Source organism: Mycobacterium sp. NGS54 (assembly GCF_059812465.1).
The window spans coordinates 317,021-329,903 of the sequence record NZ_JCALCS010000005.1 but is presented as its reverse complement, the minus strand read 5'-3'; the positions used below and the strand labels follow the sequence as shown (position 1 = coordinate 329,903).

The following is a 12,883-nucleotide window of genomic DNA, read 5'->3' as shown; positions in this document are numbered from 1 at the left end:
TTGCTGCTCATCCATGACGTCACCGCCAACAACGCCCGCCGCTACCCCAACAAGATCGCCTTAATCGATGGTGACCGGCGGCATTCCTGGTCGCAACTGGACGACCGTGCCCGTCGACTGGCCAACGTCCTGCTCGACCGGGGTCTTCAGGCCGGCGACCGCGTCGTCGTGATCGCCCGCAACTGCATCGAATGGCCAGAGATCTCCTTCGGCCTGTCCTATGCCGGGCTCGTCGCCATCCCCGTCAACATCCGGCTCACCCCCGACGAGGTCGCACACATCGTCGATGACTCGGGTGCCCGCGCCGCCATCGTGCACGGCGACCAATTCGACAGGTTCGCCGTCGCGCTGGAGGCCTTGGACCCATTCGTCATTGGCAACGACTACGAACGCCGCCTGGCCAACGCGTCCCCCGCCGCACCGCCATGCCCGACCGCGCCCGACGATATGGCCGTCATCCTCTACACCAGCGGGACGACCGGCCGGGCCAAGGGGGTCATGCACGCTCACCGTGCCCTGCTTTACCAGGCCGCCGATACGAATCTGGTGACCGAGGCGCAGGCATCCGACGTCATGTTGGCAACCACGCCGTTCTTCACCGCCGGCGGAATGCTGCGCACCGTCTCCTGGCTATACCTCGGCCAGACGATGGTGATCCATCAACGCTTCGAACCTGAACGCGTCTTGGACGAGATCGAGCACCATAAAATCACCTTCACCACATTCATCCCCACGATGCTGCAACGCACGCTGGCCATGATCGAGTCGGGTCCACCCCGCGACCTTTCGAGCCTGCGCCGCATCTCCTACGGGTCGGCACCAGTCCCACCCGGCCTGGCCGAACGGGCAATGACGTTGCTCGGCTGCGACTTACAGCAACGGTATGGTCTGACCGAGTGCGGTGGACAGGCCACCATCTTGACGCCACAGGACCACCGCGACATCGTCGCCGGACGGGTTTCTATCCTGACGTCGTGTGGACGCGAAACCCCGATGTGCGTGATCCGCATCTGCGACGCCGACGGACGATCACTTCCGGCACACGAAGTCGGCGAGATCGTCATCGAAAGCCCGGCCAACGCCATGGGCTACTGGAACCAGCCCCAGCAAACCGCCGCCACCTTCCGCGCTGACGGCGTGCGCACCGGGGACATGGGATACCTCGACGCAGATAACTATCTGCACGTCACCGGACGCCAAACCGACATGATCATCTCCGGCGGCTTCAACGTGTACCCGGCCGAAATCGAACGGGTCATCGCCCAATGTGACGGAGTCGAGCTAGTGGCGGTGGTCGGCGTGCCGGACGCCGAATGGGGCGAGACCCCGGTGGCCGTCGTCGTGCCGCACCCGTCATACACCGACCTCCATGCACTGACCGCCGAGCTCACCACCGCATGTCGTGAACGGCTAGCCGGCTACAAGCAACCCCGTCGATTCGCCTATCGCAACGAATTGCCCCTCGGGCCGGCGGGCAAGATCCTCAAGGGCCGGATCCGCGAAGACCTCGACGCGACGCAGCCCGAGGCCGTGATCGGCCACCAGCGATCAGCGGACTAGGCGAGGGATCAACCATGACGCGAGCACTCACCGACGCGCTGCCCGAGTACCAGCTGCTCATCAATGGGCAACGCGTCCCTGCCAAATCAGGCGCGACATTCGACAGCATCGACCCCTACAGCGGACAACCATGGGTGCGGGTACCCGATGGTGGCGCCTCAGACGTCGACGCCGCCGTCGCTGCGGCGCGCGCGGCGTTGCGGGGGCCATGGGGGGAGCTCACACCGACGGCGCGCGGCGCCCTGCTACTCAAGCTCGCCGACGTCATCGCCGCCGAAGCGGAAACACTGGCCGAACTCGAAGTGCGCGACGGAGGCAAGTTGGCCCGCGAGATGGTGGGCCAAATGCGTTCCCTGCCTGACTATTACAAATACTTCGGTGGACTCGCCGACAAGGTGCACGGTCGAGTCATACCCACCGACAAACCCAACTACCTCGTCTATACGCGCAACGAGCCCGTCGGGGTGGTCGGGGCCATCACGCCGTGGAACTCCCCGCTGCTGCTGCTGACATGGAAGCTAGCCGCGGGCCTGGCCGCCGGATGCACGTTCGTCATCAAACCGAGCGAGCACACGCCTACGTCGACGCTGGCGTTCGCCGAGCTATTCGCCAAGGCCGGGTTTCCGCCCGGAGTGGTCAACGTCGTCACCGGCTGGGGCCCGGCAACCGGTGCCGCGCTGGCCGCCCATCCCGACATAGACAAGGTCGCCTTCACCGGTTCCACATCGACCGGAATCGCGGTGGGGCGCACGGCAATCGAGCACATGGCGCGCTTCACGCTGGAACTCGGCGGCAAGTCCGCCCAGGTGGTGTTCCCCGACGCCGATCTCGATGCGGCGGCCAACGGCATCATCGCCGGCGTCTTCGCGGCAACGGGGCAGACCTGCCTGGCCGGGTCCCGGCTGCTGGTCCATCGCGACGTTGCCGACGCCTTGGTCGACCGTGTGGTCGCCCGCGCCGCGAGCATCAAGCTGGGTGACCCCAAGGCGGCGACCACCGAGATGGGGCCCGTGTCCAACAAGGTCCAGTACGAGAAGGTGCTCGAACACTTCGCCGCGGCCCGGGCACAGGGCGCGACAATCGCGTGCGGCGGTGAACCCGCGACCGAATTCGGCGGCTTCTTCGTCAAACCCACCGTGCTGACCGGTGTCGACCCGTCGATGCGGGCCGTCGCCGAGGAAGTCTTCGGCCCGGTCCTAGCTGTGATGACGTTCACCGACGAGGACGAGGCGGTCGAGATGGCCAACGCCACCCCGTTCGGTCTTGCCAGCGGCGTGTGGACCAACGACGTGCACCGTGCCCACCGCGTGGCGGCGGGACTGCGCGCCGGAACGGTATGGGTGAACTGCTACCGGGCGGTCGCCCCGCAAGTTCCCTTCGGTGGCATGGGGCACAGCGGAATCGGCCGCGAGAACGGCGCCGACGCCATTCACGAGTTCACCGAGACCAAGGCGATCTGGGTCGAGCTGAGCGGCGCCACCCGAGACCCGTTCACCCTCGGATGATGTGTGTCGACGGAGACGCCGTCCCCCCGCGTCTCCGGCGACGATCCGGCCGCTCTCGACGCGCTGCCCGACAAGGAGCTACCACTGAAGGCCAGCCTCGAGACCACGACGCCTTCCAGCTGCCCCGGTCGTGTCGAGGATCCAGAGGCCGGGGCGCAGCGCCACGGGCTTGCGGGCGCCGCGGTGACGGCATCTGCCAGGGGCGAACATAGGCCTAACCGACGGTGCAACGACAGCACCGCGGCGAGTGCTACCGTCCGGCCAATTAAGGATACCCATCAGGTAAATCGGTGGTTCCTGCTCCACACGCTCGGGCCGTGGACAACGCCGTCGACACCTGCTTCGACAGTAGATTCCGTTAACTGTCGCATCACTCGCAGGGGCACCATTGTGCGGTGACTGCCATCACGCTAGTCTGCTAAATGAGTGTCCTATTAGAGCGTGCGAATGCCGTTGGGCTTCGCGAGAGAGGTTTTGGGTGCCATGGGTGCTGGATACGAGGGCAGGCTGTTCATCGACGGAGAGTTCCGAGAAGCCCGCTCGGGCAATCGTTACGACGTAATCAATCCCGCGGACGAATCGGTGGTGGCCGCCGCCGCCGATGCCGGCCCGGAGGACGTGGCCGACGCGGTCACAGCTGCCCGGCGGGTAGCCGATGAGACGACGTGGGCCACCGACCACGCGTTCCGGCGCCACTGCCTCGAGCAATTCCACCAAGCACTCCGCAAGGACGTCGAGGAACTGCGCACCATCGTGACATCGGAAGCAGGTGTGTGCACCGCGGTGATGGGCACGCACGTCGACGCGATGATCGAGGGAATGGACTTTTTCAATGACCTGGCCACGTCGTTCCCCTGGGAGCGTGAGCTGGGGCCCTACGAACTTCTGGGGATGCGGTCCAACCGGCGCGTGCGCTACCAGCCGTACGGCGTGGTTGGGGCTATCACCCCGTGGAATGCCCCTTTCATGACCGCCATCTGGAAGATCCACCACAGCCTCGCCGCCGGGAACGCCGTCGTGCTCAAGAGCGCCCCAGATACACCGCTGACCGCAGCGCGCATGGTTCAGCTGATCGCCGAACACACCGACATTCCGGCCGGCGCAGTCAACACGATCAGCTCAGCGGACAAGGCCATCGCCGGTGATGCCCTCACCGGCGATCCGCGTGTGGATCTGTATCACTTCACCGGCTCCCCCGGCGTCGGCGAACGAGTTCAACAGCGCGCGGCCATCGGGAGCCGCAAGGTCGTCCTGGAGTTGGGCGGTAAGTCGGCCAACGTGCTGCTTCCCGACGCCGACCTCGATTCTTCCTGCGCTATGGGGACATTCATGTGCATGGCAACCAGCGGTCAGGGATGCGCACTGCCAACCCGCATGGTGGTCCACGAATCGATCTACGACGACGTCGTCGAGCGGCTGACGGCCAACATCGGGAACATGCCCTGGGGTGACCCGACCGAGCCGAACAACATCGTGGGCCCGATCATCCGGGCCGAGCAGGTCGATCGGATGGAGGGTCTCGTCAACCGCGCGAAGCAGGCCGGAGCCAAAGTGCCCGTCGGCGGTAAGCGCGGCGATCGCGACAGGGGGTTCTGGTACGAGCCGACCCTGGTGGTCGACGTCGACGAGAACGCGGAGATCGCCCAGAACGAGGTCTTCGGCCCCGTACTGACGGTCGTCCGCTACGAAGGTGATGACGATGAGGCGGTGCGAGTGGCCAACAACTCCCGCTACGGTCTGTCGGCCTACGTCCAGTCTGCCGACGAGGAGCGGGCGTGGGCGGTCGCCGGACGACTCAATGCAGGCACGGTCAATATCAACAACTCCTTCTACCTCTCGCCCGACGGACCATTCGGCGGATGGGGCATCAGCGGCGTTGGTGTGGAGCACGGCGTCGAGGGCTTCGCGGAGTATCTCCGTATCAAGACCATCGCCAGCCCCTGCTGAGCCAGGACAGCGCCCGTCGAACCCGACCGTGCCGGGTACCCCAGGGCACGCGGCACGGTCGGGGCCTTCCCCACGGCCGGGCGACCGCCGGCGCGGTTGGATAGAATGAGGTCGAAAAGGCAAATGTTTATATTCTTTTAGAGCGTCGCCGTCGCGTAGACGCGGCGAGAAGACGCGATCCGGAGGTGATTCGCCATGAAGTTACGGCTGCAACGCGAACACTGTGTCGGCCACGCGCAGTGCTACGCCGTCAATCAGGACATGTTCCCACTCGATGACAGCGGCTACTCGTCGCTGACGACGACGGAGGTCGCACCGCAAGACGTCGAGACCGCACGCGCAGGAGCGGGCGCCTGCCCCGAACGCGCGCTCGTCCTTGACGAGGATTAGGCGCGGTCGCGGTGCCGCGCAACGATTGATGGTGTTTCGGTGAGTTAGCGCAAGCACAACGCAATTCGGCGGTGCAATGACTCCCCTGGCGCGGGATACGCTCCCAACGCGCAATTTGCTCAGAAAGCTATCTTGAGATCTAACGTCCGACCTCGGAGGAACCGTGCGGTCACGTTCCAAGGCATCGATCATCCCCGTCGGCCGTAGCGGCATCGGCACCGCTCGCAAGAGAACGTTGGCGAACATGCCCGCGGTCGAGCTCGCCAAGCCCGTGACGACGGCGGTCATCGAACGGTCTGGTCTTGTGCTCAGCGACTTCGACGACTTCGTCCTGGCCGAGGTAACGCAGGGCGGTGGAGACTCCGCCCGATACATCGCCGTCGAGCTCGGCCTGACCGACATCCCCGGCGTGGCCGTGAATCGGCAATGCGCTTCGAGTCTTTCGGCGATCGCGATCGGCGCCGGACAGATTGCCGCGGGGATGAGCTCTGCATTCTTCGCCGGCGGCATGGAGTCTTTATCCACCACTCCGGTGACCCGGAAGCGCAAGCCCTTCACGAAGGGCCCGACCTAAGGAGCAAGGCACCATGAGCGACGAAATCCTCAAGATCGAGTCTGACGGGGCGGTCCGTATCGTCACACTGAACAAACCCGACAGCCTCAATGCGCTCTCCTATGAACTCCATCTGGAGCTGTGCAACGTATGGCAGCGGATCGCCAGCGACTGGGAGGCCCGCGTCGTGGTGCTTACCGGTGCGGGGCGGGCGTTCTGCGCCGGAGGCGACGTGTCCGGCTTCCTCGAGAAGGTCACCAACGTTGACCGGCGGCGACACGGCATGCGCGAAGCCGGCCGGCTGGTCACCGAAATGCTGCGCTTCCACCTGCCGGTCATCGCGGCAATCAACGGCCCCGCAGTCGGACTCGGTGCCAGCCTGGCCACGATGGCCGACATCGTGTACATGGCGGATACCGCATTCATTGCCGACACGCATGTCACCATGGGTCTGGTCGCCGGCGACGGTGGAGCTATCACATGGCCCGCAATGATGAGCATCCTGCGCGCCAAGGAGTATCTGTTCACCGGGGAACGCATCTACGCAAAAGACGCCAAGGAGATTGGCTTGGCCAACAAGGTGTTAGCTCCTGAGGAGCTCATGCCCGCCGCACTCGAACTCGCCCACAAGCTCGCCGCACATCCGGCGCAGGCGTTGCAGGACACCAAGCGCGCAGTCAACTTGCACCTCAATGCCGCGGCAGGGCGGGTCCTTCCGTATGCGCTTGCCGCCGAGGAGGTCTCCTTCAGCCAACCCGAGGTGGCCAGAATCGCGCGTGACTTGGCGGCCAAAGCCGACGGAGGGAAGGGCTAGTGCCGGAATAAGACCGCATATAACAACCACGATGAGATGGCCCCCACGGCGACTGGCACGGCGTCCGAGGAGCGTGTCGGATCTCCTCAGCGAAATCGCCGACGGTGCGGGGTTTCTGACTCTGCCCGCCTTCATTCCACTCATGTGGCAGCGAAGCGACCTCATCTTCCGCCGACTCGAGGCACCACACTGCTCGATCGGACTCGCGTGGAATCCCGCTCGCATCGATCACGGACTACAGGACAGGCTGATCGACTGCCGAGTGGTATGGCGATCATGACCCCCCCGACGGCTGTGGACAACGAAGCTTCACCGCCCGGCCGGGGTGCGTCCCGCCATCTGCATCTTCTGCAGCCGCCGGTTGGTGCGGGCCAGCCAGGCGTCATAATCGGTCGCCTTGCGCAGAAAAGACTCCCCCACCGGGGGATGGGGGTAACGCCAAGAACTTGCCGGCCGCGGCGGCGTCGAGCGCCTGGCGCGCGCATTCCTCGGGTTCCACGACGTCTCCGAGAGCCGCGATATCGGCAGTGGGCGTGAGGCTTTCATCATCCTCGTTCCGCCCCAGCATCCCGGTGTTCAGCGCGTTCGGGCACAGGCAGGTGACCTGGATGCCGCGACGCCGATAGTTCAGCGCCACCCACTCGGCGAATCCAAGAGCCCCGTGCTTGCTCAGCGTGTAGCCCATGAACGACGGGCCCGTGATCAGCGCCGCCGACGAAATCGTCTGACCAGCCATCCCTCCCCGCGTTCAAGCATGCCCAGCAGCACCGCCTGGGCGGCCCACACGTGGCTGAGCAGGTTGACGTCGACGATGTGTCGTACTTGGTCTGGGGTCTGGGTCAGGCCGTCGCCGCTGTCGGAGTACCCGGCGTTGGAACAGAACACCGACACCCGTCCGAAAGCGTCCTCGGCCTGCGCTACCAGTGCTGTGATGTCATCTACTGCAGCGACGTCGCAAGCGACGGCGAGACCACCGATCCGCGCAGCGACCCGTTGCGCGCGTTCAACATTGAGATCGGCTACCACGACGCGGGCGCCTCGATCGGTGAGTTCCTCGGCCAGCGCCCGGCCGATTCCGTGTGCCCCGCCGGTGACCACCGCACAGCGTCCGTTCAGCTCCATATCGGTTCCCGCTCTCAGAGGTGTCCGCCGTCGACGGCCAGGATTTGCCCGGTGGTGAAACTCGCGGCATCGGAGACCAGATACAGTACGGCGCCCGATATTTCGTCAGGGGTTCCGAATCTTCCCAGCACTGCTGTAGCACTGGCCAGATCACGCTCGGATTGCGGCCACGCCTTCATCACGTCGGTCTCCACGGCGCCTGGCATTACCGCGTTCACGCGCACCTTAGGGGCAAAGGTCTGCGCGAACGACTTGGTGAGGTTGTTCAGGCCGGCTTTGGCGGCTGCATAGACGATGGCGTGGCCGGCACCGATTTGGGCCGAGATGGTCGAGATGTTGACGATGTTGCCGCCACCGTCGGCGGCCATCCGGCTACCAATCAGCGCGCTGAGTCGGAAGGGACCCTTGAGATTGAGTGCGATTGTCTTGTCGAACAGTTCCTCGCCGATCGAATTCACATTGTCGTAGCGCAATGAGGAGCCCGCGTTGTTGACCAGGATGTCGATCCGGCCGGCTGTCTCATAGGCCTGAGCGACCAGGCCGTCGCATTCCGACCAGCGGTTCACGTTGGCGGGCAACGCATACGCGCGCCGCCCGCTGGCGGCGATCTCGGCGGCGGTTTGTTCGCAGGCGTCGGCTTTTCGGCTCGTCACGATGATGTCGGCGCCGGCAGCGGCCAGTCGTGCGGCAATCGCGCGCCCGATGCCCCGGGTAGCGCCGGTGACCAAGGCGGTACGTCCGGACAGGTCGAAGCCGTCGGTCACGACATGCACTCCTTGGGACGGTCGAATCGAGCGAGTCCCTCTTCTAGCACGGCCAGCGCCGCGCCGATGCGAGCCGCTGGGTCACCGCGGCCGCCGGACTCCGACCAAGCGCCGAATTCCGCTGCCGCAACCGCATTCATCGCGGTCACGATCACCCGGGCCTGGCCACGCGTCGTGGCGGTGCTCGTCGGGAAGCGGGCCACGACCTGCTCGATCAGATCGGAGTCGTTGAGCAGGCGATGGCCTCGGCTGCGGGCGTTGAGTTCGGGTGCCCGCGCGAGGATGCTGCCCAGCTGCGCAGCCCGCGACCGGTCGGCCGGTTCGACACGAGAGGTCGACAGGAATGCCTCACGCAACGCGGTGACGGGGCCTTCGTCGGCCGGGCGGGCGGCCACCGCGGCGACGAGACGGTCCCACAGGTGACGTTCGTAAGCCAACAGCACATCGTCCTTAGTCGCGAAGTACCGGAAGAAGGTGCGCTCGGATATACCCGCCGCTGCGGCGATGTCGGCGACGGTGACGTTGTCGTAGCCCTGGTCGGCAAACAGATGCACGGCGGCCCGGCCGATGTCGTCGCGCACGAGTCGTCGGCGTCGCTCGGTGAGTGGTTCGGTCATGCCCGCAACCTCACTTGCGCTGCCCGCGGGCGAACTCCGCAGCCCCGGCGAGCAGGCGAATCACCCGAGGTCCCATGTCGGTTCGGTCCGGGTCGATGCCCGCCTTGACCTGCCGAGCGTGCGACCCCTCCAGGATCACGGCCAGCTTGAACAACGCCAGAGCCTGGTAGTAGGGCAGCGCGGTGAGGTCCCGTCCGCTGAGGCTGGCATAACGGTCCGCCATCTGCTGACGACTCGGGTAGCCGGCCGAGCCGCCCGCCTGTTCGGTGATGATCGGATCTTCACCCGGCTCGGTCCACCGCGCGAGCAGATGCCCGATGTCGAGCAGCGGATCGCCGATGGTGCCGGTGTCCCAGTCGACGATTGCGGCCAAGCGGGCCGGCGGCCGCGGAGCAACCATTACATTGAATGGGCTGTAGTCGCCATGGATGAGCGCGGCCGGGCTCATCGTTGGGGTGTTGGCGGAAAGCCAGGTGGCGAGGAATTCGAGTTCGGGGAGCTCGCGGGTACTGTAGCGCTCCAGCTGGGCGAGCCATCGTGGCACTTGGCGCTCCAGAAATCCCTCGGGCTTGCCAAGATCAGCCAGACCGCGCCGTCGCCAGTCCACCGCGGCCAGGTGGACCAGTCCGTCGACGTAGGCCATCGCCAGGCCGTGCCGCAGGGTGATATCACCGAGAAAGGGTTCGGGCAGCTCGAACCCCGGCGTGAATCCATCCACCACGCACATCAACATGAACTCAGTGCCCAGCACTTCGGCATCTCCGCAGTAGAGCACCGGCGGTGGATGGGGCACGTCGGTGCCGTCCAGAGCCTGCAGGATACGCCACTCCCGCAATGTATTCGAGGCAGTTGGGTGGTTCTTTACCGCTGGCGGCCGACGTAACACCCAGGCGTGCTCACCGCGCGCCACCCGGAATAACACGTTTGCCGTTCCGGTCCCCCCGCCGATCCGTTCAGCCGTCATCGGGGTCCCACAACCGGGCAACTGGTCCCCGATCCACGAGTCGAGCCGGTCGACGTCGAGCAGCGTCGTGGTCGAAGCCATGCACTGAAGCTAACGGTTGTTGACAGTCACTGTCAATACTGTCAGTCTATGTCACATGATCGATTTCGAGCTCCCGGCTGAGATTCAGCAACTGCGCAGCCGGGTCGCCACCTTCATCGACGAGGTGGTGCTGCCGGCGGAGCCACAGATCGGCACGCGTCCCTTCTTCGACATCGTCAAGGAGGTCCAGGACAAGGCCCGCGCGGAAAGGTTGTGGTGCCCTTTGGTACCGGTGCAGTACGGCGGAATGGGGTTGGGACACTTGGCCAATGCCGTCGTGCAAGTCGAAGTGGGCCGCGCGTTCAGCCATCTGGGTGCGTGGGCGTTGAACTGCATGGGCCCACAGGACGCGACCATGCTGACCCTCATCGAGCACGGGACCGAGGAGCAGAAGCAGCGCTACCTGGTCCCGCTGGTCAACGGCGATATCCGGGTCTGCTTTGCCATGACCGAAAGAGCCGCCGGCGCCGATGCCACCGGCATGCAGACCAGCGCGGTGCGCGAGGGCGATAATTGGATCCTCAACGGCGAGAAGTGGTACACCTCAGGGGCGTCCATTTCTCAGCTGGCACTGGTGATGGCCAAGACCGATCCCGACGCCCCTCGTCATCGGCAATACACCACCTTCTTGGTGGAGCTGCCCAACGCGGGTTTCGATATCGTCCGCAATATCCCGATCATGGGCGAATCCGATATCCCCACCTACCAAGGCGAAATCCAGATGGGCCACGCCGAAGTGCGCATCAACGACCTCGTTGTCCCCCACGAGAACATTCTCGGCGGACTTGGACAGGGCTTTGCCATGGGCCAGCATCGCCTCGGCTACGGCCGGCTGCGGCACGGCATGTGGAGCATCGCGAAAGCCCAAGCAGCGCTTGACATGGCGGCCGCGCGGGCATGTGAAAGAGTCACCTTCGGCAAACGGGTGGCTGATCGTCAGGGAATCCAGTGGATGCTCTCCGACTGCGCCGAGAAGCTTTACATCACCCGGCTGATGATCCTGCACCTGGCTTACAAGATGGAACGCGGGCTCGACTTGCGGATCGCGAATTCCATCGCCAAGACTTACATTGCCAACATGCTCATCGATGTCGTCGACACCGCCCTGCAGATTCACGGGTCACTCGGATACTCACACGATCTGCCCCTAGCGGCCTGGTTGGCAGAGGCGCGGATGAACCGCATTGTCGACGGGCCCGACGAAGTGCACCGCTGGACGGTGGGGCGCAGCGTGATCAAGGCGTTCGAGGCAACGGGCACCACCGCCGGCGCGGCCGGCGGCGACCTCTTCTGAGCAGCGTCACCAGCACAGCGCGACTCAGCCCCAGACGACTCGGGCAGGCGTCGACACAGTCGGCTGAGTTGGCTACCGTAGCCGTGTTTGCCGATTCGAAGGAGCCGTCGGCGATACCGAAGCTGTCGCGCGCCAGGGCACCACGCTGCGTGTCAGCGTTCGACACACCAGGGCAACAAAGCAGTCGAGTCCGAGTATCTAGCTATCCAAGAATGGGGTCCAGTGATGCGAGCCGCGGTGCTCCGCCACGGAGCGATGACAGTGGTCGACGACGTCCCTGAACCGGTTCCCGGGCCCGGGCAGGTACTGGTCGAGGTCAAGGCCTGCGGGATCTGCGGATCGGACCTGCAGTTCGCCGCCCACGGCCCCGAGATGGTGGCCATCGCCGAAACCATTGGCGGCGATGCCCCATTCGCGAAGCTCGCTGTCGACCTGAGTCGGGATGTGTATATGGGTCACGAGTTCTGCGCCCAGGTGCTCGAGTACGGGCCTGGCACCGACGGGCCGAAGCGCGGCACCATCGTTACCTCCATGCCTGCGCTGCTGTCCGACTCCGGGATCGAGCCCCTTGTGTACAGCAATACGGCGTCTTGCGGCTTCGGCGAGCGGATGCTGCTGGCCGCGCCGCTGCTGCTTCCCGTACCCAACGGGGTGGCGCCGACCGCCGCGGCCGTCACCGAGCCCGTTGCCGTCGGCGTGCATTCGGTGAGCAAGGCGGCGCTGCGGCCCGGCGAGTCGGCGCTCGTGCTCGGTTGCGGCGGAGTCGGTCTGGCAATCATTGCGGTGCTGCGAGCACGCGGCGTCGAGTCGATTGTGGCGGCTGACCCTTCCCCGCTGCGCCGAACCATTGCGATATCGATGGGCGCGCACCATGCTGTCGACCCCGCCGTGACATCCCCGTTCGATCTCGTCACCCCCGACGTCACGTTTGAGGCCGCAGGAGCGCCGGGGGTGCTCGACGAAGCCATGTGCCGAGCACCGAGCGGCAGCCGTATCCTCATCGCGGGGGTATGCATGCAGGCCGACACCTTGCACATGATTTACGGCGCATCAAAGGAATTGGTGATGACATTCGCCAACGGTTACTCGCCCGAGGAGTTCGGCGAGGCGCTGCGGCTAATCGCCGATGGTGCGATCGACGTTACGCCGATGGTCACCGCCGTCGTCGATCTGGGCGAGATCGGGCAGTCCTTCGTCGACCTGACCGATCCCGGTCGGCAGTGCAAGGTCCTGGTCGCTCCCTGACATGACCGCCGACGAAGCACGCTGATC

The 12,883-nt window shown here is 65.2% G+C and carries 10 protein-coding genes and 2 pseudogenes; 8 read left to right on the top strand and 4 right to left on the bottom strand.

Going from position 1 to position 12,883, the window contains the following annotated elements; all coding sequences use genetic code 11:
- The first annotated feature begins 3 nt into the window (after positions 1-3).
- The 6 genes and pseudogenes from AC5Y5E_RS17480 to AC5Y5E_RS17455 all read left to right on the top strand — a co-directional run bounded on the left by AC5Y5E_RS17480 (position 4) and on the right by AC5Y5E_RS17455 (position 6,769).
- Entirely contained in the window at positions 4-1,560 is a 1,557-nt protein-coding gene (locus AC5Y5E_RS17480) for a class I adenylate-forming enzyme family protein (protein ID WP_174814376.1), read from the top strand.
- Between the two features lie 14 nt (positions 1,561-1,574).
- Positions 1,575-3,065 (top strand): aldehyde dehydrogenase, encoded by a 1,491-nt coding sequence (locus AC5Y5E_RS17475; protein WP_426646500.1) that lies wholly within the window; start codon positions 1,575-1,577, stop codon positions 3,063-3,065.
- 483 nt (positions 3,066-3,548) lie between these two features.
- Positions 3,549-5,012, top strand: coding sequence for an aldehyde dehydrogenase family protein (locus tag AC5Y5E_RS17470; RefSeq protein ID WP_083169369.1), 1,464 nt, complete (start codon positions 3,549-3,551; stop codon positions 5,010-5,012).
- A 195-nt stretch (positions 5,013-5,207) separates the two neighbouring features.
- The gene (locus AC5Y5E_RS17465) at positions 5,208-5,402 is read left to right on the top strand and encodes a ferredoxin (RefSeq protein ID WP_083169371.1); all 195 of its coding nucleotides are present in this window, start codon (positions 5,208-5,210) and stop codon (positions 5,400-5,402) included.
- Between the two features lie 163 nt (positions 5,403-5,565).
- Positions 5,566-5,967: pseudogene (locus AC5Y5E_RS17460) on the top strand (thiolase family protein); the annotation flags it as partial.
- A 22-nt stretch (positions 5,968-5,989) separates the two neighbouring features.
- Positions 5,990-6,769 (top strand): enoyl-CoA hydratase/isomerase family protein, encoded by a 780-nt coding sequence (locus tag AC5Y5E_RS17455; RefSeq protein ID WP_083169375.1) that lies wholly within the window; start codon positions 5,990-5,992, stop codon positions 6,767-6,769.
- Between the two features lie 526 nt (positions 6,770-7,295).
- Here AC5Y5E_RS17455 and AC5Y5E_RS17450 read toward each other — a convergent pair.
- The 4 genes and pseudogenes from AC5Y5E_RS17450 to AC5Y5E_RS17435 all read right to left on the bottom strand — a co-directional run.
- Positions 7,296-7,891, bottom strand: a pseudogene (locus AC5Y5E_RS17450) (SDR family oxidoreductase); the annotation flags it as partial.
- A gap of 14 nt (positions 7,892-7,905) precedes the next feature.
- Complete coding sequence (locus AC5Y5E_RS17445) at positions 7,906-8,655, bottom strand: SDR family NAD(P)-dependent oxidoreductase (protein WP_426646499.1); 750 nt, start codon at positions 8,653-8,655, stop codon at positions 7,906-7,908.
- Positions 8,652-9,272 carry a TetR family transcriptional regulator gene (locus tag AC5Y5E_RS17440; protein WP_426646497.1) on the bottom strand — a complete coding sequence of 207 codons (621 nt, stop codon included), beginning with the start codon at positions 9,270-9,272 and terminating at the stop codon, positions 8,652-8,654. The genes AC5Y5E_RS17445 and AC5Y5E_RS17440 overlap by 4 nt, the downstream gene beginning before the upstream one ends.
- Positions 9,273-9,282: 10 nt before the next feature.
- Positions 9,283-10,317 (bottom strand): phosphotransferase family protein, encoded by a 1,035-nt coding sequence (locus tag AC5Y5E_RS17435; protein ID WP_426628993.1) that lies wholly within the window; start codon positions 10,315-10,317, stop codon positions 9,283-9,285.
- A gap of 55 nt (positions 10,318-10,372) precedes the next feature.
- Between AC5Y5E_RS17435 and AC5Y5E_RS17430 the strand changes: the two genes are divergently transcribed.
- Entirely contained in the window at positions 10,373-11,611 is a 1,239-nt protein-coding gene (locus tag AC5Y5E_RS17430) for an acyl-CoA dehydrogenase family protein (protein ID WP_499904052.1), read from the top strand.
- A gap of 225 nt (positions 11,612-11,836) precedes the next feature.
- Positions 11,837-12,856 (top strand): zinc-binding dehydrogenase, encoded by a 1,020-nt coding sequence (locus AC5Y5E_RS17425; RefSeq protein WP_499904267.1) that lies wholly within the window; start codon positions 11,837-11,839, stop codon positions 12,854-12,856.
- Positions 12,857-12,883 lie beyond the last annotated feature (27 nt).